17 protein-coding genes are annotated in these 20,513 nt (G+C 64.9%); 8 read left to right on the top strand and 9 right to left on the bottom strand.

The window, feature by feature from the left end; translation table 11 throughout:
• Positions 1–22: 22 nt before the first annotated feature.
• Entirely contained in the window at positions 23–1,468 is a 1,446-nt protein-coding gene (locus tag ACREB4_RS12850) for an aldehyde dehydrogenase family protein (protein ID WP_431588622.1), read from the bottom strand.
• 61 nt (positions 1,469–1,529) lie between these two features.
• On the opposite strand from ACREB4_RS12850, the gene ACREB4_RS12845 reads away from it, so the two are divergent.
• Together ACREB4_RS12845 and ACREB4_RS12840 are read left to right on the top strand one after the other, a co-directional pair.
• Entirely contained in the window at positions 1,530–2,123 is a 594-nt protein-coding gene (locus ACREB4_RS12845; RefSeq protein ID WP_431588621.1) for a Crp/Fnr family transcriptional regulator, read from the top strand.
• A 106-nt stretch (positions 2,124–2,229) separates the two neighbouring features.
• Positions 2,230–3,903: a hypothetical protein gene (locus tag ACREB4_RS12840; RefSeq protein WP_431588620.1), complete on the top strand. Its 1,674-nt coding sequence runs from the start codon at positions 2,230–2,232 to the stop codon at positions 3,901–3,903.
• Between the two features lie 12 nt (positions 3,904–3,915).
• On the opposite strand, the gene ACREB4_RS12835 is transcribed toward ACREB4_RS12840, so the two are convergent.
• A complete protein-coding gene (locus tag ACREB4_RS12835; protein ID WP_431588619.1) occupies positions 3,916–5,073 on the bottom strand; it encodes a pyridoxal phosphate-dependent aminotransferase in 1,158 nt (385 codons plus the stop codon).
• A 71-nt stretch (positions 5,074–5,144) separates the two neighbouring features.
• Entirely contained in the window at positions 5,145–5,828 is a 684-nt protein-coding gene (gene rpe / locus ACREB4_RS12830; protein ID WP_431588618.1) for a ribulose-phosphate 3-epimerase, read from the bottom strand.
• Positions 5,829–6,090: 262 nt separating this feature from the next.
• Here rpe and ACREB4_RS12825 point away from each other — a divergent pair, with 262 nt between their 5' ends.
• Both ACREB4_RS12825 and ACREB4_RS12820 read left to right on the top strand, forming a co-directional pair.
• Positions 6,091–9,123, top strand: a complete 3,033-nt coding sequence (locus ACREB4_RS12825; RefSeq protein WP_431588617.1) for a type VI secretion system Vgr family protein — start codon at positions 6,091–6,093, stop codon at positions 9,121–9,123.
• 30 nt (positions 9,124–9,153) lie between these two features.
• Positions 9,154–11,640, top strand: a complete 2,487-nt coding sequence (locus ACREB4_RS12820) for a hypothetical protein (protein ID WP_431588616.1) — start codon at positions 9,154–9,156, stop codon at positions 11,638–11,640.
• A gap of 6 nt (positions 11,641–11,646) precedes the next feature.
• Here the strand turns inward: ACREB4_RS12820 and ACREB4_RS12815 are convergent, their stop codons facing one another.
• A complete protein-coding gene (locus ACREB4_RS12815; RefSeq protein WP_431588615.1) occupies positions 11,647–12,630 on the bottom strand; it encodes a formylglycine-generating enzyme family protein in 984 nt (327 codons plus the stop codon).
• Positions 12,631–13,238: 608 nt separating this feature from the next.
• Between ACREB4_RS12815 and ACREB4_RS12810 the strand changes: the two genes are divergently transcribed.
• Entirely contained in the window at positions 13,239–14,285 is a 1,047-nt protein-coding gene (locus tag ACREB4_RS12810; protein WP_431588614.1) for a PEP-CTERM sorting domain-containing protein, read from the top strand.
• Here the strand turns inward: ACREB4_RS12810 and ACREB4_RS12805 are convergent.
• A complete protein-coding gene (locus tag ACREB4_RS12805; protein ID WP_431588613.1) occupies positions 14,224–14,577 on the bottom strand; it encodes a hypothetical protein in 354 nt (117 codons plus the stop codon). The genes ACREB4_RS12810 and ACREB4_RS12805 overlap by 62 nt on opposite strands.
• Positions 14,578–14,717: 140 nt before the next feature.
• Here ACREB4_RS12805 and apaG point away from each other — a divergent pair, with 140 nt between their 5' ends.
• The 3 genes from apaG (at position 14,718) to mltA (ending at position 18,514) form a co-directional block, all read left to right on the top strand.
• Positions 14,718–15,092: a Co2+/Mg2+ efflux protein ApaG gene (gene apaG / locus ACREB4_RS12800; RefSeq protein ID WP_431588612.1), complete on the top strand. Its 375-nt coding sequence runs from the start codon at positions 14,718–14,720 to the stop codon at positions 15,090–15,092.
• Between the two features lie 99 nt (positions 15,093–15,191).
• On the top strand, positions 15,192–17,201 hold the full coding sequence (locus ACREB4_RS12795) for a site-specific recombinase (RefSeq protein ID WP_431588611.1): 2,010 nt from the start codon (positions 15,192–15,194) through the stop codon (positions 17,199–17,201).
• Between the two features lie 137 nt (positions 17,202–17,338).
• The gene (gene mltA, locus ACREB4_RS12790) at positions 17,339–18,514 is read left to right on the top strand and encodes a murein transglycosylase A (protein WP_431588610.1); all 1,176 of its coding nucleotides are present in this window, start codon (positions 17,339–17,341) and stop codon (positions 18,512–18,514) included.
• Between the two features lie 11 nt (positions 18,515–18,525).
• On the opposite strand, the gene cynS is transcribed toward mltA, so the two are convergent.
• From cynS to ACREB4_RS12770, 4 genes are all read right to left on the bottom strand, one after another.
• A complete protein-coding gene (gene cynS, locus ACREB4_RS12785; protein ID WP_431588609.1) occupies positions 18,526–18,969 on the bottom strand; it encodes a cyanase in 444 nt (147 codons plus the stop codon).
• 27 nt (positions 18,970–18,996) lie between these two features.
• Entirely contained in the window at positions 18,997–19,422 is a 426-nt protein-coding gene (locus ACREB4_RS12780; RefSeq protein WP_431588608.1) for a DUF1348 family protein, read from the bottom strand.
• 101 nt (positions 19,423–19,523) lie between these two features.
• Complete coding sequence (locus ACREB4_RS12775; RefSeq protein ID WP_431588607.1) at positions 19,524–20,189, bottom strand: response regulator; 666 nt, start codon at positions 20,187–20,189, stop codon at positions 19,524–19,526.
• The coding region (locus tag ACREB4_RS12770) for a sensor histidine kinase (RefSeq protein WP_431588606.1) at positions 20,186–20,513 on the bottom strand (328 nt) is incomplete at its 5' end. The genes ACREB4_RS12775 and ACREB4_RS12770, both read right to left, overlap by 4 nt.

The raw sequence follows: 20,513 nt of genomic DNA, 5'->3' as shown, positions 1-20,513 counted from the left end.
CTGCCACGCGAGGTGCGGCTCGTCAAAGCCGTCGCAGCACCTCGACCAAACCCCGCATCAAGCGGCCCTTGAAGGGCGTGTACGGCGGGAACATGAATCGCGCGGGCAAGGTCCAACCAGCCTTGAGCACCGCGCGTTCGTGCGAAAAAGCCTTGAAGCCGAAGTGCCCGTGCGAACTGCCCATGCCGGAGTTGTTGACGCCGCCAAAGGGCAGGCCGCCGTGCACGTAGTGCAGCATGCAGTGGTTGACGCACACGCCGCCCGAGCTGGTCTCTTCGATCAAGCGACTCTGCGTCGAACCGCGCCGGCTCCAGATGTAGAGCGCCAGCGGCTTGGGCTTGGCATTGATCCGCGCGATCACCTCGTCGAGCGAGCCGTAGTCGATGATGGGCAGCACGGGGCCGAAGATCTCCTCGTCCAGGATGTCGGAGCCGGCCGGCAAGTCGGTCAGCAAGGTGGGCGGAACGAAGCGTTGCGCGTGGTCGGCCGGACGGCCCAGGGCCACGGTCGCGCCCGCCTCAACGGCCTGCGACACCAGCTGCGCGATGCGCCCGGTGTGCCGCAGGTTGATGATGCGCGCCAGATCGGGGCTGGCCTGCTGTTCGGCGTCGCTTTGGCCAAAGCGCGCGCGCACCACCTCCGCGCAAGCCCGCACGAAAGCCGCGCGCACGCTGCGGTGCACGAAGACATGGTCGGGCGCCACGCAAGACTGGCCCAGGTTGATCAGCTTGCCCCACATCACCACCTCGGCCGCCTTGTGCAGGTCCGCCGTCTCGTCCACGATCACCGGCGACTGCCCCCCCAGTTCCAGCGTGACCGAGCTGAGGTGGTCGGCCGCGGCCTTCATCACCAGCTTGCCCACGGCGGGCGAACCGGTGAAGAAGATGTGGTCGAAGGGCAAGCTCAGCAGGTGCTGCGCCGTGCTCACACCACCGGGCACCACCACCACCTCTTCGGGCACGAAGACTTCGGCGATCAGTTCACCCACCAGGCGGGACACCGCAGGCGTCAACTCCGAAGGCTTGACGATCACGGTGTTGCCCGCTGCGATGGCCGACACCAAAGGGCACAACACCGTGTTGACCGGGTAGTTCCAGGGCCCCAGGATCAGGCAACGGCCGCGCGGCTGGGCTTCGACGCGCGAGTGCGTGCCCAGCGTCAACCAGGTCGCGCGCACGCGCACCGGCTTCATCCAGCGGCGCAGGTGGCTCACGGCATGGCGAACCTCCTCGATCACCGGCAGCAGTTCGGTCGACTCGACCTCGGCCGGGGGCTTGGAAAAGTCCTGCGCGAAAGCCTCGTACCAGGCAGAACGCCGGGCCACCAGGGCGTCCGCGAAACGGCGCAATTTGGCGATGCGTTGTGGCGCCGTCGAGGTGCGCAGGGCCAGCGAGGTGGGGAGTTGCCGCGAGAAGACCTCGTCGATCCAATCGGTCGGGCTCTCGGACAACTGGGGCAGGTCAGCCATGTTCATGGTCATACTGTCGTTCTTGTGATCGATGGCGCCATGCTCGGGCACCGCACGCACCATGTCATTAACCTTCGATAAGAACGACCTGTTCAGCTGGCGTGTGCTGCGCGCCCTCGCTGGCGACGACGTGCCCTGGCTCGACGGCGCCGAAGACCACATCCAGCTGATGCGCCTGGAAAAGGGCCAGGTGCTGTTCGAGGTGGGCCAGCCGCACCCCTACCTGTACGTGGTGCGCCAGGGCTGCCTCAAGCTGCTGTACCGCGGCGCCAGTGGCGATGAATGGGTGCAGGACTTCGTGGCCGAAGGCGCCTTCTTCTGCAGCCTCACGGCCCTGGTCGGCGGCCTGAGCAGCTACGCCTGCGAAGCGCTGGAAGCCTGCGAACTCGAGCGCCTGCACTACCCCTGGCTGGAAGAGACCGCCCGCCAACAGCAGCCCTGGCAGCAGGCCCTGCTCAGCGGCTGGAAGGACTACGCCACCCGCAAAGAACTGCGCGAACGCGACCTGCTGACATTGACGCCGCCCCAGCGCTACGAGGCCTTCATGCGCACGCACCCTGGCCTGGCCCAGCGCATACCGCAGAAGGACCTGGCGCGGTATCTGGGCGTGACGCCGGTGTCGCTCAGCCGCATCCGGGGGCGGCTCAAGGCTTGACCAACGGGGGCTTGGCTTGTCCACCCTCCAAGCCGGGGGCTGGATTCGGGGCCCGCCTGGGCGACAATCCACCGTTGTCCAAAAAGACCCCAGGGAGAAAGCCTTCATGGCTCAGCAGTGCGTTTCGTGGTTCCGCGTCCTCCGTTGGGCGCCTGTTTTGGGCGTAGCCTTGCTCGCGGCCTGTGGCGGTGGCGGCAACCCCAGCGAGCCCCCCCGACAAGCAGCCGCAGATGGCGAGGTGGCGGCCTTGTCCGCCAACCCGTCGAGCATCAGCATCCGCTATGCAGTGGCCGACACCTATCAGGGACTGACCAGCAACCTCACGCATCAGCTGAATGTGGTGGACAGGCTGAGCGGCGAAGTGGTCTGGCACACCGATCTGGTGGCAAGGTCCGACCACGCCACCTGGTTCGTGAGCGAAGGCCAGCAACGTGATGCGAGCACCAACAACATCCAGTATTTGGGGCCCCAACTGCTGCACTACGTGCAACAGGGGAAAGTGTTCCAGATAGACATCGGCGGTGGCATGACGCTCACGCCGCAACGCATCTCATCGCTCACCAACGCTTGCGGCTTCGACCCGGAGATCTTTCCGGTGCAAGGCGATGGCCGGCACGCTTGGCTGGTGGTGCGCACCAGCGGCGCGGATGGCGATTGTGCCCAGTCCTTCGACAACGGCAAGGTGCTGGTCTTCTCCAGCATGCCGAGCACCACCGACGCCATCGGCGTTCCCAGCAGCCAGACAGTGGTCCTGAACTCCCTGGCCGATGGGCAGGATGGGTCCACCGGACTGCTGACCCTGGATGCCGGTCTTCGGCGCATCGTCATCAAGTCCAACGACCTGACCCAGACGCTGCACACCTTCCCCGGCGATGTCGCGCCGGACCAGTTCGTCCGCCTGCTGGCACCGCTGCCAGGGCAGAGCACACGGTGGCTGGTGCAGGTCGGTGCCCAGCTTCGGGTGCTGGACCGCAGCAGCACCACCCCGACCCTGGGCCCCGTCCTGGCCAGCCTGACGGACAGGTCCGCGCCACTCATCTATCAGCGAGATGAGCAGGGCCTGTACTTGGCCAACGGCCATCAGTTGCTGTCGGTCAATGAGGCAGGCACGGTATCCACGCTCAGCTCCCTGCCCGACGAGGGCGGCAACGCCAACAGCCTGTGGCTGACTACCACCTCGGTCCTGGTGCTTCAAGACGAAGACAACATCAACTTGCCGCCCCGGAACGGTCGAGTCTTGTGGTCCATTCGCCGTGATGCGTCCAACCGGCAGGCGCTGGTGCAAGGGCAGCCGTATGACGAGACCATGGTGGTCAACGTCGAAAATGGCCTGGTGTATTACACCCAATGGTCGGAGAGCCCGAACCCGACGCTCCGCAAGATCCGGGACAACGGCAGTGGCCAGGCATTGGTGGCCAGCAACATCCAGCTGATCACCGCCGTCATCCACCCGGTGTACCGACCCGACAGCGTGTCGATGCAGAAGCTGATCTGGTGCGAGCCCCTGCCGGAGCGGTTCGATTGTGGCGACGGCAAGGTGGTGGCCTACGACACCGCCAGCTTCGCCAAGACCACCCTGGGCACCTTGCCTGGCAATGGTGCGGTGTACGCCGACGCGCGCGCAGTCCAGCATGGCTGGACGGGTGCCCAGAACCTGCTGTTCTCGCCCCGCTGGTACACGGTCGAGGACAGCAACACCGTCTTCGATATCAAGACATCCTTGTGGCTGTTCTCGGCGGACACCGCCAACTCGCTCAGGCAGGTGGCCTTGCCCCCTTGAGAGAATCCAGGCCTACAGTTTGACCAGCTTGTCCAGCGCCTTGCCCAGCGTGGCCGCCGACTTGGCAAAACAAAAACGGATCACGCCGAAGTCGTCTTGCTGCTTGTAGAAGGCCGACACCGGAATGGCCGCCACGCCGTGCTCGGTGGTCAGGCGCTCGACGAAAGCGCGGTCGCCCTCGTCGCTGATCGCGCTGTACTTCACGCACTGGAAATAGGTGCCCTGGCAAGGCATCAACTCGAAGTTCGACCCTGAGATGGCCTGGCGAAAGATGTCGCGCTTGCCTTGGTACAGGGCGTTCAGCTCCGCATACCAGTCACTTTTCTTCATGAAGTCGGCCAAGGCGTATTGAGAGGGCCCATGCACGGTGAACACCACGAACCGTTGGGCCTTGCGGAACTCGGCCATCAGTTCGCGCGGCGCCAGGCAGTAGGCGACCTTCCAGCCCGTGACGTGGTAGGTCTTGCCGAAGCTGGACACCACGAAGCTGCGCTCGGCCAGGCCGCGGTAGCGCATGACGCTTTCGTGGCGCGCGCCATCGAACACCATGTGCTCGTAGACCTCGTCGCTCAGCACCACGATGTTCGTGCCTTGCACCAGGGCCTGCAGCGCCAGCAGGTCCTCCCCCGACAAGGTCGCGCCCGTGGGGTTGTGTGGCGAGTTGATGATGATCATGCGCGTGCGCTTGGTGATCAGCTTGCCGACCTGGGCCCAGTCGGGCTTGTAATCGGGCAGCGCCAGCCGCGCGTACACGGGCTTGCCACCATTCAGCTCGATGGCCGGTCCGTAACTGTCGTACACCGGCTCGAAGACGATGACCTCGTCACCGCGCCGCACCAGGCTGGCCACGGCCGTGAAGATGGCCTGCGTGGCCCCGGCCGTGACCGTGACCTCGGTGTCGGGGTCGTAGGTCGCCCCATACAGGGCCTCGGCCTTGGCCGCGATGGCCTCGCGCAGCACCGGCACCCCGGCCATCGGCGCGTACTGGTTGTGGCCGGCGCGCGTGTGCTGGTCCAGCAGGTCGAGCAGCTCTCGCGGCGCGTCGAAATCCGGGAAGCCTTGCGACAGGTTGATGGCCCCGTGCTGCTGCGCGAGGGCCGACATCACCGTGAAGATGGTGGTGCCGACGTCGGGCAGGCGGGATGTGATCGAAATGGGCGTGGAAGGCATCCACCGAGGATAGCCTCAGCCTCGGTGGGCGCGTGTGCAGCCGTTACAGCCGCACGGCCCGCGTTCGTTCGTCAGCGGGCCAGTTCCGCCCGCATCGCGTCGATCACCGCCTTGTAGTCCTTCTGCCCGAAGATGGCGCTGCCCGCCACGAAGGTGTCGGCACCACTGTCGGCCACGCGGCGGATGTTGTCCACCTTCACGCCGCCATCGATCTCCAGGCGGATGTCGCGGCCCGAGGCGTCGATCAGCTTGCGCACTTTTTCGGCCTTGCGCAGCGCGCTGTCGATGAAGCTCTGGCCGCCGAAGCCGGGGTTCACGCTCATCAAGAGCACCACGTCGACCTTGTCGATCACCCATTCCAGCACGTCGATGGGCGCGGCGGGGTTGAACACCAGGCCCGCCTGCACGCCCTCGGCCTTGATGAGCTGCAGGGTGCGGTCCACGTGAGTGGACGCGTCGGGGTGGAAGGTGATGATGTCGGCGCCCGCCTTGGCGAAGGCCACGGCCAGGCTGTCCACCGGCTGCACCATCAGGTGCACGTCGATGGGCACCTTGGTGCCGTCGGCCTTGACCGAATGCTGGCGCAGCGCCTGGCAAATCATCGGCCCGAAGGTGAGGTTGGGCACGTAATGGTTGTCCATCACGTCGAAGTGGATCCAGTCGGCGCCGGCGTCGATGACGTCGCGCACCTCCTGGCCCAGGCGGGCGAAGTCGGCCGAAAGGATGCTGGGGGCGATGCGGAAGGTGCGCGACATGGGAGGGGGCTCGTGAAGGGCCGGGTTGGGGTCAGGCCACCATTTTAAGGAGGCGCGGCCGATCCGCCTCCGGGCCTCACCCTGACCCGCCGTGGATGCGCGCGCAGCAGGCCCTCAAAACAACATTTGCTTGCACTTTCACGGGCCCAACGACGCCCCCATGCGGGGGTTGGCCCCGATCCGGTGGCCGGTTTTGCGATAACTTCCCGATTCTGCGCCGGGGCCTCGCCGCCCCGATCGCCACAAGATTCAGGGATCCCGCATGACCGACCTTTCCGAGCTGCCCAGTTCATTGGCCAGCGCCGCGCACGACCAGTTCGACCGCCTGCTGGCCGAGCTGTCGTCGCTGGGCGAGCGCCAGCACACCCGCCTGCTGCGCCTGCACACGCCCCTGGGCCCGGATGTGCTGATGGCCGAACGCGCCGAGATCACCCAAGCCATCGGCCCGGCCAACGGTGGCGAACCCGACCGCATCGAGCTGCTGGCCTTGAGCCGCAATGCCCACCTGCAGGCGCACGACCTGCTGGGCCAGCCGGTGCTGCTGGAACTGCTCACCTCGCAAAGCCGCAGCGCGCTGCGCCCCTTCCATGGCCACGTCACCGAGTTCCGCCTGCTGGGCTCCGACGGTGGCCATGCGCGCTACCAGATCGTCATCGAACCCTGGCTGGCGTTTTTGCGAACACGCGTCGATTCGTGGACCTTCCAGAACCTCAGCGTGCTCGGCATTTTGGAAACGGTGTTCGCCGACTACGCAGGGCAGGGTGCCCTGAGCGCCGCCTACCGGCTCGACATCGCCGATGCATCGGTCTACCCCGTGCTCTCCACCCTCGGCCAGTTCAACGAAACCGACCTGGCTTTCGTGACCCGGCTCATGGCCGACAACGGCCTGTTTGGCTGGTGGGAACACACCGGCCATCCCGGCGACCCCGCCACGCTGGGCAGCCACACCCTGGTCATCGCCGACCAGAACGGCGCGCTCCAACCCAACGCCCAAGCGAGCATCCGCTTCACCCAGCCGGGCGCGGTGATGAAGGAAGACAGCATCACGCACTGGCGCGGGCACCGTCGTCTGGGCACGTCCAGCCTCAAGCTGGCCAGCTGGGACTACCGCAGCGTGGACAACCACCACGGCAGCGCCCAGGTCGATGCCGGCCATGGACAAGACTTCGTCCTGGCGCACCACGATCAGCCCGGCGCCTACGCTTTCGAGACGCCCGAGGAAGCCCAACGCCTGGCCACGGTGCACCTGCAGGCCCTGGAAGCCCGGCGCAAGCAGTTCCACGGGCGCGGCACCGTGCGCACCTTGGCCCCGGCCACGGCCTTCGTGCTGCGCGATCATTTCGAACACCCTTTGAGCGAGGGCGACGAGGCCGCGCGCTTCGTGGTGCTGAGCGTGACGCACCAGGCGCGCAACAACCTCAGCGCCGACGCGCAAGCCGGCCTTCAGCACCTGCTGGGGCCGGTGGCGCCCTGGTTCAAAAGCACGCTGGCCAACGGCAGCGACGAGCCCTTGTACGAAGCCCGTTTCACCGCGCAGCGCGCCAGCATCCCCGTGCGCCCTTTGCTGGTCGATGAGCGCGGCCGGCGCCTGCATCCCCGCCCGTCCATCGACGGCACACAGACCGCCTTGGTGGTGGGCCTGGGCGAACCCGTGCACACCGACCGTGACGGCCGCATCAAGGTGCAATTCCACTGGCAGCGCGGCGCGCAGAGCAGCCACCGACTGGGCCACACTTCGCCCACGCCTGACGCCGACAACGCGCCAGCCTCCGACGCCTCGGGCACCTGGGTGCGCGTGGCCCAGGACTGGGCCGGCGCCAACTGGGGCAGCGGCTTCATCCCGCGCCTGGGCCAGGAAGTGGTGGTGGCCTTCCTCGAAGGCGACATCGACCGCCCCGTGGTGATCGGCGCAGCCTACAACGGCCAGGGTTCCGGCAATGCACAAGGCAACGAGGTGAACGCGGGCGCTGCCGAGGCCAGGGGCAACGCGCCCGCTTGGTTCCCTGGTGACCAGAAGCAAGGCGAGCATGAAAGCCATGCCCACACCGCCACCCTGAGCGGCTTCAAGAGCCAGAGCCTGGACAGCAGCCAGAGCGGCAACGGCGGCCACAACCAACTGGTGTTCGACGACACGCCTGGCCAAGGCCGCCTGCTGGCGCACACCACGCAAAGCCAGACCTGGCTGCAGATCGGCCACCTGCTGCAACAGAACGACAACCAGCGCCTGGCTCGGCGTGGCCATGGTTTGGAACTGCACACGCAGGCGCAAGGTGCCTTGCGCGCCGGCAGCGGCTTGCACATCAGCACCTTTGGGCGGCCAGGCGGCACCAGCACGGCGCAAGGGCAGCCCACCAACACGCGCGAAGCGCAAAGCCAGTTGCACAGCCATGCCGAGTTGCTCAAGTCATTGAGCGAGAACGCGCAAACGCACCTGGCCAAGTTGCCTGGAGAGCCAAGCGCTGATCAGCTGAATGCGCAAAAGGCCTTGCAGGCCACGCTGGTGAGCTTGAAAGGGACGCAATCGTCTACCGGTGGGGCATCGTCGTCCTCATCGCCGTCCGACGCCGAGATCCTGGCCATCGATGGCGGCCACGGCAGCATCCCCGTCACCGAGCGGCCTGACCTGGTCCTGAGCGCCGCCGCCGACATCAGCAGCGCCACGCCCGCCCACACGGTTGTCAGTGCCGGGCAGAACGCAACCATCACCGCAGGGCAGGACACGAACCTGCTGAGCCAGCGCCATGCGGCCTGGGCTGTCAAGGATGGCATCAGCCTGTTCACGCGTGGCGAGGCCAAGGATGGCCAGCGCGCGGTGCAGGACGTGGGTTTGAAGTTGCATGCGGCCAGCGGCAATGTGAATGTGCAGGCGCAGAGCGATCGCTTCACCTTGACGGCCGAGAAGGGCATCGACCTGCAGAGCACGGCGGCCAGCGTCGTCATCAGCGCGCCCAACAGGATCATGCTGAATGGCGGGGGCAGTTACATCCAGATCGAAGGTGGCGACATCGAGGTCGGGACCAGTGGGGCGGCCTCGTTCAAAGGGGCGATGAAGGAGTTGACATCTGGCAGCGGTGCATCAGGCAACGAGCCTTCACTGAGCAAAGCCAAGGACCTGTTCGATGAGCAGTTCGTGCTGAAAGACCAGGACACTGCCGTTCTTCTGGCAGGCACCCCCTACCGAATTGAAAACAGCAAAGGAGAGGTGGTTGCCAGCGGCATCACTGATGCCACGGGACGTACATCTCGGATCACCTCTTCCAAAGCCGAAACGCTCAAGATCTATTGGGGACACTGACCTCAGGGTTTCCTCTCATCAGCCAATACCATGAACGCCATCGTTGCATCGGAACACACCACCCCCATTGGTCAGGGGACCGCCAACACCATAGCTGGCAGCACCGTATCAATTCAGGTCAGAGCCGAACCCATGACCTACCTTCGCCTGGACACGGGCGAGGTCTATGCCATTCCCGCCGCCGATGTTCCCGCCCTGCACAATGAATTCGATACCTGGAATCGACTCATCCATGCACAGCTTCTGGCCAATGAGGTCCTCGCACTGGCCGATGAGCGCCTGCTTCTGATCGCCACGGCAAAGGCCAGCAACCCCTTGAGCATCAGCAAAGACATCGAAGACGATGCCCGCGCTGCCCAAGGTTTGTCCGTCAAGTGGCGCGAAGAAACCACCGAAGCGGTTCGCAAGGAAATGCAAGCCCTTGACAAACTGGGAAGCGCTGGCAAGAGCTTGATCGAGATGGTGCCACTGATGGACAAGGCCGGCGACAAGCCCTACAAAGTCACGCCGGACAAGGCCAATGGCGACTGGAAGCAAAAGGGGCTGGATCTCAACCGAAAGTGGAACGTCAAGACCGGGGTTGGACTCAAAGACAAGTTCGAACAGGAAGCCCGCTACCGGGGACTCGGCCCATTGCGCTACGTCAACTCAGAAACACTGGGCAAGAAGAACTGGCCCAAGTTCAAAGACAAGAAGTCCATGAAATGGGCCGAGGTCTACCAGAAGGATCAGAGTGGCAAGCGCAAGATCGATCGAACCAAACTCAAGCAATACCTTGGCGAGCAGGTGATGGCGGCCAAGGTGTCCAGCAAAGACTTCGTGAAGCTGGAAATCAGCAACGTGGGCACACTCGGGCCGGAGTCGCTGGAGAAATGGAATGCCAATGCACATGCCAGTGGAGAAGGCAAGGTCGTCTGGGGCGACGTGGAACTGGGTGACGTGGATTTCAGCGCCGAAGCAGCGGCCATGCGTTACTACAGCGGCGGCAGCCTGAGTGGCGAGATTGCTCCGCTCAAAGGCAGCGTGAACCTCAAGGCCGAGGGCAGCGTGGAGGTGGCATTTGCCGAAGGCAAGGCGGCCGGCAACCTGTACCTGCCCAGCAAAGAAGGCGTGTTGCTGTACTACCTGGATGCCGAGCAACTGGTGGACGTTGCCAAAGGCAAGTCGGTGGACAGTGGCCGCTACGACCTGGGCGCCATCCGGCTGGCTTGCAGCGCTGAACTCAAGGGTGTGATCGGCGTCAGCCTCGCTGGCGAAGTGTCCATCGGCGTGGAAATGAAAGACATCGATGCGCAAGACGTGGACGGCAAGGCCAAGCCAGGCAAGATGCCGCAGATCAAAGGCAGTCGCCGCAAGACCAGACGTCGAAAGGCCGTGGACGTGACCGGCACCGACGACGACTGGAAGGACACCGCCGGGGTCGCGGTTGAAGTGAGCTTCTTCGCTGGCGCGAAAGGTGGGCTGGGCATCTCAGGCGCGGTGCAATGGCGCAATCCGCACAGTCAGGACAAAAAGTTCGAGGTCTTCGCCAGCATCGCGCCTCAACTTGAGGGCATGCTCGGCCTGGCCGGCTCGGCGAAGCTAAACATCGACTACGTGGATGGCATCTTCCGCATCACAGCCCACGCGGGCATTTGCCTGGGCATTGGAGCCGAAGGCACTGTCACCATGGCGGTGGGTGCCAAGCAGTTGGCCAGCTTTGTGTATTGGATGTACTACAACCTGCTGAACGCGGGGTTCAGGTCGTTGGTATTCATTGCGAAAAGGGCGTTTGAGGCACTGAAATATCTTGGCTACGTTTTGGTGGCAGAGGGTAAAGATGTTGCCGCGTACTTTGGTAAGGGCGAACTAGCCTTGTCAAAGGCTGTTGACGATCTCAACACCAAATTCAAAGAAGAGTCCGCGAACTTGGCGCTGGCCAGGCGAGTGCTGGACAACCTGGAGGGTGTGCGCTTCTCCACCCCCGAGAGCAAGGGCATGCTCATCTACCAGCTGACCCGCTTTGGAGCGGTGAGTTGGGCTTTGGATGGAGGCGGTCTAGGCAATGCCTATTTACCCACACAACGCAAGGCCGTGCTGGCCGTACTGCGACAAGCGACCATCGCCAGTGATCTGAAGAACGTGATCCAGCACATCCACCCTCAAGGCAAGAAGACATCATTGGATCGCAACTTGGGCGAACTCAAGAATTTCTTCGCTGCAGAAGGCCCTGGCGGTCTGGATTTACCCGGCATACGCACCGACTACCAAAACCAATTCCAGCAAATGGTGCGCAAAACGATGGACCCACACTTCATCGCCATGGGAAGGGCTGGAACGGTGGATCAACTGGCCATGAATGGAGATTTTGGCGCTTGGTACGACGCAGTACTGCCATCGCTGATGGATGAGCCGGTTCGCGGGCAAATGGCTCTGGCAAGTTCAGATCCTGGCTACGCCCTATTACGCGAAAGCCTCCACCGTGACCATCCGCTCTTTGCCTCCGCGGAAGGTGGCTTCTACTGCGACATGGCCTAATGTCCGTCAGCGCGGTGAATTGACGGCGCAGCGCATGGCAGGCGCATATGCTGATGGGCTAGGAACCAACTTGCCGGTATCTTCGTCCTTCTCGACAGGCATCGGCTCTTCCTTTCGCCGCCATACAGCCACCCCGATCTTGAGGTCGTTGCTCCACCAAGAGCGAGTCACCTTGTGGGTGCCAGTGGCTGGGCCCTGCGGGTCATTGGTGCCAGCTTTTGCATAGGCGTCTTCGGCGTACCAATCCTTCACCCACTCTGCACCATCGCCGCTCATGTCGTAGAGGCCCAGCGGGTTAGGTGGAAACAGGCTGATGGGGTAGCGATCCATGCTTCCAACCGGCGACAGCATTTCCTCCTCGGCCCCATAAGGCACATTCGTGCCGTATTCGATGGTGCCGTCATTCGTGGGGATGGCGAAAAACTGCCCCCGGCTACGCGCCGCATATTCCCACTGCGCCTCGGTGGGCAAATCCATTGGCAAACCAGTGAGTTGACCTAACCACAGACAGTACTCGCGGGCGTTTTGCCAGTGAGCATGGGCGGGAATAGCGAGATGCCTGTATTTGGCATCGTATTCGGTGCCTGTCCTCGCCCTCGCCGTGGCATCCGTGAACACATCGAACTCGGCGTACGTCACTTTGTATTTACCGATCCAGAAGTCACTCAAGGTGATCTCCTTGAGCACCTTATCGTCCTCGTTGTAGGTCATGCGCGTCACGCCGGGAACGCCCATCAACCGAGCAAAATCCCCGCGCATGAAGGCACCACCCCGCACATAGACCATGTCGGCCACGGTCTTGGCCCTGAGTCTGGCCTTACGCTCTTCGATAGAGCCCGTCTGCAAATCGGCCAGCGCCTTGGCGAGTTCCGGTGGCTGCCGGCGAACTGGCAAGGCTTCAAGCTTCTTCTCGCTGATGAAATGGTCGCTGATCTTGGGATTGCCCGGCGGCTTGACCGTGGCCAGAGTAGGCGCTTCAGCTTTGGACAAGGAAGCAATCGAGGCACTGAGTGACCGAGTAGCCGTGGAGTTGCTTGCGTCAGGCGTTGATACAGCCCTCGCGCATCCAGTAATCACTGACATCACACCCAAACTCAACAACCCGCAAGTAACCAAGCGATTCGCCTTCATGACATCCCAATTTGTATTCGTTGTTCATCGTGCTCCCCAATGGTAATGGCAAGAGGATTGCAGACATTTGAATCGCTTGTCAGCACAATTTGACAGGCGGCCTCAAACTCGGCCTTATCCATTTCCGTCATAAAGGATTCTGTCGAGCTCCGTCAAAGCGACACCGACGACGATACGCATTGGGTTCACAGCAGACTTCAATTTTGCAAGGGCCGCATTTCGCCCGTGGTGTACGGTGTAGCGGTGGTTTCCACCATCTGATCGCCGTGGATCGCCTGCGCGCTCTACGCTGGCGTGGCCTTGATGTGGCTGGTGCCCGGCACCGCACCATGCTTGATCCCCGTCCGAGTCCGGCGCAATCATCACCTGCAGGACAAGCTGCCCCAACAACAAACTAGGGGTTGTGACCACGCAGGGCTCCGCCTTAACTTGGCGGATCGCATCAATCCACCGCCAGGAGTGCTCACATGGTTGTCCGCCTCACCTCCGTCTTATTCGGCCTTGTCACAGCCGCAGCCCTGCCATCCCACGCCGCCCAATTGCGCGCCTACGCCGGCGTGGTCGCCGGCAACGCTCAAGGCACGGGCAGCATCTTCGCCTGCGCCACGTCCGGCCCCACCATCGGCAATGGCTGGTTCGCGGGCGTGGCCATCCCCACCGAGGGCTTCAGCGGCTGCAATCTGGCCGGTGGCATCGATGACCATGTGGCGGCATCAGGCCCCTTGACGGCGAGCCAGACGGGCACGGCGCCGATGGTCAGTGGCCTGGGGACCTACACCGGCTCGGCCCAGGCCCGGGCCGATTACTGGTCGGTGGGCGTGTCCACCGAAGGCACGGCGACGGGCGGCACTTCGTCCAGCACCTACCACCAGGCGGCCGCCTTCGCCAGCTTCACCGACACCCTGACCTTGCGCAAAACCGGCATCGCCACCGGCACAGCGGGCTCCACAGATTTCACCTTCCTGGTCGAGGGGGCGATGCAAAGCCTGTCCCACTCGCCTTATGCGCAGCAAGCCGATGTGCGCCTGGGCATCCGCGTCAACGGTCGGTACATCTGGGATTCCTTCATGGCCACCACCTACGGCAGCGCCGACACGCCTTATGTGCGGGGTGGCGCCACCGGCCTGCCAGGCTCCTTCGCGATCGGGCCGGGCAGCTTGAGTGGATCGGCGCTGGTGACGAGCACCGCCAATTTCGACATACAGTGGGGCGTGCCTTTCACGGTCGAGGTGGCCTTGCTGAGCAGCGCTTACCCCTGCTGTCATGGCGCCTCGAACAGCGCGGATTTCCTCAACACGGCCTTGCTCAAGGGCATCGTGGCCCGCGGGCCGGGGGGCGAGGTCACGGGCTTCGATGTCCTCGCCGAATCCGGCGCCAAGCTGGGGCCGCAAGGCCTGATGGCCACGGTGCCCGAACCCAGCACTTGGTCGCTGATGGTCGCCGGCCTGGCCTTCAGCGCGTGGCGGATTCGCCGTCGTCAGCCTGCGGCGCGTCGTTATCGTCCAGCTCGATAGGCGCCCATCCCAGCAACTCCGCCAACCGCGTCACCACCCACCCCGCCTCGTCAGGCGACAGACCCGCCTCGGGCACCATCAGCCCACGGTGGCAACGCACCAGCACCTCGTCCTCGGCCACGCCGATGTCGCGCTGCACGCCCTGGCAATGCTCCACCATGTGGTTGGCCAGGTCCTCGCACACCTCGTAGCGCTCGCGCACCAAAGCCATCGGCACGGTCAGACGGTGCCGGGCGTCGGTGTGCAAATCGTAGAAGGAAGGCGGGATCTCGATCTGGTACTCGTCGGTCATGCCCGGTTGTACCTCAAAGTCGTGCCCTCTTTTCGTGCCACCATCGCGGTCTGGCTGAACGACGGCATCCCCAGCGGGATCGAGGGTTATTCAGACGCCGTTTCACCGAGTTTGCGTTTCGACTTCCTAGAATGGGCCGAATGAGTCATCCCCAATTCACATGCGCCGTGGTGCCACAGTTCCTTGAAGAACAGAGCAACCCCTCTCAGCAAGAGTACGCCTTCTCATACACCGTCACCATCGTGAACAGCGGCAACGTGCCCGCGCAGTTGATCGGCCGCCACTGGGTGATCACCGACGCCACCGGCCATGTCGAAGAGGTGCGCGGACTGGGCGTGGTGGGCCACCAGCCCATGCTGCAGCCCGGCGAGAAGTTCGAATACACCAGCTGGACACGCCTGAACACGCCGCATGGCCTGATGCAAGGCACCTTCTTCTGCATGACCGAGCAGGCCCACCCTTTCGACGCCCCCATCGAGCCTTTTTCGCTGGCACGGTCACAGTCCCTGCATTGAGATGAGGTCGCGCATTTGACTCCGGACACGACGACAACGCCCCGCAAGACCAAACGACGCTGGTTGCCGCGCCCCGGTGGACCAGTCAGCATCAGCCAGTTGCTCGATTCAGCCAGCGGTGACATGCCCCTGGCCGAACGGCACCTGTGGTTGGTGCAGCTGATGGATTGGGTCCGCGCGGGCGAGCCGGTCTCCGGCGTGAAATACATCGTGCGCCAGCTGGCACCGAACTCCGAGCGCCGCACCCGGGTCGTGGCCCTGCTGTCGGCTTTCTGGCGCGACATCGACGTGGCCGCGCTGTTGGCCGATTACGGCTTCGCCGCCCGCACCTCCTTCATCGACGAACTGGGCGAACGCCTGCGCACGCGCATGCTGCCCATGAGCCCGGCGACCACCGACCTGGCCAGCCTGTTCAGCCTGCTGTTCAGCGAAGCCCGGGACACCGAATGGCTGCTGAAGCTGGACGATGCCCTGTTGTCGGACCTGGCGCTGCTGTGGCGCGAGGCCATCGACGCGATCGAGTCCGAGCCCCTGGGCTGGCACGAGCCTTTCTACGACGCGATCATGTTCCTGTCGAGCCAGGTGCGGGCCGAGGGCTTTTCGCGCGAGTTGCGCGGGCGCATGGGCATGCGGGTCGACGTCGATTTCGATGGCGTGGAATCGGGGGCCGAAGTGGCGGCACCCACGCCGACGCGGCAGGCTTTCCGGCAACTGGTGCACGTGGCCGAAAACCTGCATGTGCTGGCCCTGAAAAGCGTGGTCGGCCCCTCGCCCGACAGCGGGGCGCCCACGCAGACGCTGCTCCAGGAGGCCCAGTACCTGCGCGCCTTGCTGGACACTTGCGTGAGGTCCGCCCAGGGCATCCATGACCACCTCGAATCGAACGGGGTGTCGATCGACATCGTGTTCCAGATCGACCAGCTGACCGAACGTTGCCGACGCATCGAGCAGTTGCTCGATTGCGTGCTGTCCAGCCAGCCGGCGTCGGACCTGCGCACCTTGATCGTGGACCTGATCCTGGTGGGGGCCAAACGCAGCGGCGTGCGGGCGCTGTTCACGCAGCACTACTCGCTGCTGGCGCGCAAGGTGGCCGAGCGCAGCGCCGAAACCGGCGAGCACTACATCACCCGGGACCGGGCCGCCTACCTCGACATGTTCAAGCGCGCGGCCGGGGGCGGCGCGGTGATGTCGGTCACGACCTTCCTCAAGTTCGCGATCCTGGCCGTGGGCCTGTCGCCCTTCTGGAGCGGCCTGGCCGCCGGCACCAACTACGCCACCAGCTTCGTGCTGATCCTGCTGCTGCATTTCACCGTGGCCACCAAGCAGCCCGCCATGACCGCGCCGGCCATGGCGGCCAAGCTGGCCGACACGCGCAGCGACGAGGCGGTCGAGGGCTTCGTGGACGAGGTGGCCAACCTGATCCGCTCGCAGGTGGCGGGCATCCTGGGCAATGTGCTGGTGGTGGCGCCGGTGGTGCTGGCCATCCAGTCGCTGTCCTGGTGGGTCTTCAAGCGGCCCATGATCGACGTGCACACCGCCCAGCATGTGCTGGACAGCCTGACCCTGCTCGGCCCTTCGCTCTGGTATGCCGGCTTCACCGGCGTGCTGCTGTTCTGCTCCAGCCTGTTCGCGGGCTGGCTGGAAAACTGGTTCGTGCTGCACCGGCTGGACAGCGCCCTGCGCTGGAACCCGCGCATCCGCGCCACCCTGGGGCCCGAACGCGCCGTGCGTTGGGCGGCCTGGTGGCGCCAGAACATCTCAGGCCTGGGCTCGAACGTGTCGCTGGGCCTGATGCTGGGCCTGGTGCCGGTGATCGCGGGCTTCTTCGCCTTGCCGCTCGATGTGCGCCACGTGACCCTGTCCACCGGCCAGATCGCGGCGGCAGCGGGCACCCTGGGGCCCGCGGTGCTGCACCACCCTCAGTTCTGGTGGTGCGTGGCGGCCATCCCTTTGACGGGGCTGCTGAACGTGGGCGTGAGCTTCGTGCTGGCCCTGCGCGTGGCCATGCGCTCGCGCGGCGTTCGCGTCAAGGACCGGGCTCGGCTCCAGGCCGCTTTGCGGCGTCGGCTGAGGCAGCGTCCCCTGAGCTTCCTGCTGCCCCCGCGTTGATGTCCTCCTCGGGCAGTTCGCCATGGCGGCGGCCCGAGAACATCGTCCACCACATGAGGAACAGGAAGAGGGCGAGCGCCCCCAAAGCTTCCAGCACAATCAACCACATGACGGTTCACCAGTTTCACAAACGGGCCATGGCGGCCCTGGTTTTGGCAGGCCTCGCGGCCTGCAGCAGCGGCCCTTCGCTGCGGTCTTCGGCCCCCATTGTCGCGCGCGCCCCAACGGTGCCTCCCGGCACGGTCATGCCCTTGCCCGATGGACGCGGCGACCTGCTGCGGCCCCGCGCCCTCTGGACCCCCGCCCAGTACACCGACCTGCCTGGCTGGTCGCAAGACCGGGTGAGCGAATCCTGGCCCGCCCTGTGGCAAAGCTGCCAGAAGCCCGGCCCGGGCTGGGCCGCGGTGTGCACCGAAGTGCGCGAGCTGGGCGCCGACTGGGGCCGGCAGGTGGCCGATGACTTCGTGCGCCAATGGCTGGAGGGCCACCTGCGCCCCTGGCGCCTGAACACGCTGGATGGCCAGACCACCGGCCTCCTGACCGGCTATTTCGAGCCCCTGCTGGACGCGAAACGCAAGCCCGACGCCCGTTACCAGTTCCCCTTGTACAAGGCCCCCGCCGACCTGGGCGTGCGCAAGCCGCATTACACGCGCGCCGAACTCGACACCTTGCCCGAGGCGCGGGCCTCGGTGGCCGGCCGCGAAGTGGTCTACCTGGCCGACCCACTGGACGCCCTGCTGATCCAGGTGCAAGGCTCGGGCCGCGTGCGCCTGCAGGACGAGTTGAATCCGCAAGGCCAGCCCCGCACGGTTCGCCTCGCCTTCGCCGGTCACAACGACCAGCCTTACCAATCGGTGGCCCGTTGGCTGGTGGACCAGGGCGCGTTCACGCTGGAACAGGCCTCCTGGCCCGCCATCCGCACCTGGGCCGCGCAGAACCCGCAGCGCGTGCCCGAAATGCTGCGCGCCAACCCCCGCATGGTGTTCTTCCGGGAAGAGGCGCTGGCCGATCCCACGGTGGGGCCGGTGGGGGCGCAAGGCGTGCCCCTGGTGCCAGGCCGTTCGGTGGCGGTCGACCGCGAAGCCGTGCCTTTGGGCACGCCCATGTGGCTGGACACCACCGTGCCCCAGCCCTGGAACACCAGCCCACCCGCGCCGCAATCACTGCAACGCCTGGTGCTGGCGCAAGACACGGGCGGGGCCATCATCGGCGGCGTTCGCGCCGACTACTTCTGGGGTTGGGGCGATGAAGCCCTGGCGCAGGCCGGGCGCACCAAACAGCCGATGTCGGCCTGGGTGCTGTGGCCCCGTTGAAGTGAACCGGTTCAGTAGGTCTTGTAGGGCAGGAACTTGCCCGACATGACGATGCTGACCCGGTCACCTGCCGGGTTGGCCTCGCGCTGGAGGTCCATCTTGAAGTCGATGGCGCTCATGATCCCGTCGCCGAACTCTTCATGGATCAAGGCCTTGAAGGTCGTGCCGTACACGCTGATGAGCTCGTAAAAGCGGTAGATCAGCGGATCGGTGGGCACCGACGTGGGCAGCGAGCCTTTGTAGGGCACTTCCTGCAGCCACAATTTGGCCTCGTCGGGCAGGCCGAAGACCTCGGCCACGGTGGCGGCCTGCCCGGCCGTGAAGGTCATCTGGCCCAGGCAGCCGGCGGTCACCCATTCCTTGCTCAGACCCACCTGGGTGGCCACGTCGGACCACTTCAGACCCTTCCTGACTTTGGCTTCGATGATGAGGTCGGTCACGTCTTCGCGGTTCATGGTGGCGGTCCTTCAGGGTTCAGGGTGTCAAAGTTGGCGTTCGGATGCGAGGATGGGAACGTCGTTGATGCTGGCTTCGCGCCGGGCCATCAGGCCGCGCTCGTCGAAGGTCCAGTTTTCGTTGCCGTAGGCGCGCCACCATTGGCCGGCGTCGTCGTGGTATTCGTATTCGAAGCACACGCCGATGCGGTTGGCGGTGAAGGCAAACAAGCGCTTCTTCAGCGTGTACTGGTGTTCCTTGGCCCACTTGCGCGCCAGGAAGGCCTTGATCGCCTCGCGGCCCTGCAGGAACTCGCTGCGGTTGCGCCACCACGAATCCTCGGTGTAGGCATTGGCGCAGCGCTCGGGGTCCTTCGAGTTCCAGGCGTCCTCGGCCATCTGCACCTTGAGGCGCGCGGTCTCTTCGGTGAAAGGCGGCAGGGGTGGGCGGGTGATGGGGGTGGCGTCGCTCATGGCATCGATCCTTCGTTGGGGTCCCACTGTAGGAAACCGCGCCTCATCGCACCATCACGGCATCCATGATTCGCCTGTAGGGCTGGCCCTACACCGGCTTGTCAAGCAACGCTGACCACCTGTTGCCGCACGGCGTACAAGGCCAGCTCGACATCGTTGCGTGTGCCGGTCTTGTCCAGAATGCGCGCGCGGTAGGTGGACACGGTGTTCGACGACAGGTGCAGCAGTTCCGCGATCTGGCCCACGCTGCGGCCCTCGGCCAGCAGCAGGAAGACCTGGTGCTCGCGCCGCGACAGGCTTTCGTGCCCAGGCTTGTCGCGCACCTCGCTGATCGAGGTCGCCAGCACCTCGGCCACGTTGGCGCTGAGGTACACGCCGCCCTGCGCGGCCTTGCGCAAGGCCATCACCATCTCGTCGGGGTCGGCGCTCTTGTTGAGGTAGCCGGCGGCGCCCGCGCGCAGGCAGCGCACGGCGAACTGCTTGTCAGGGTAGGTGCTGAGCATGAGCACAGCCAGCCCGGGGTACTCGGCCTTGATCTGCTTGAGCACTTCGAGCCCATCGCGGCCGGGCATGGCAATGTCCAGCATGACCACGTCCAGGCCCTGCATCGGATCGCCCATGCGCTGGCGGATGAGCTGCAGGGCCTGCACGCCATCGGCGGCGTCGGCCACCACGCTCAAGCCTTCGGCGTCGGCCAGCACCTGGCGCAGGCCCTGGCGCACGATGAGGTGGTCATCGACCAGCATCACCTTGATTGACGCACTCATGCCGCACGCTCCTGCCGGGCCGCCTGCGCGGAGGCCTGCTGGTACAGCGGCATGCTCAGGATGATCTGCGTGCCCTTGCCCATCTGGCTGTCGATGTGCAGCCAGCCGCCGAAGTGGCCGGCCCGTTCCCGCATGCCCATCACGCCATAGGCGTTGGGGCTGTTGAACACGCTGGGCGGGGCGCCGCGGCCGTTGTCCTTCACGCGCAGGGTCAGGTCGCTGGGCATGGCGCACAGCCGGATCTCGACCTCGGTGGCGTGGGCGTGGCGCGCCACATTGCTCAGCATCTCTTGAAAGATGCGGAACACGGCGGTGGCCATGGGA

The sequence above is a fragment of the Aquabacterium sp. genome (genome assembly GCF_050725395.1).
Taxonomy (GTDB): Bacteria; Pseudomonadota; Gammaproteobacteria; order Burkholderiales; family Burkholderiaceae_C; genus Aquabacterium.
This window is presented reverse-complemented; position numbering and strand designations above follow the sequence as displayed.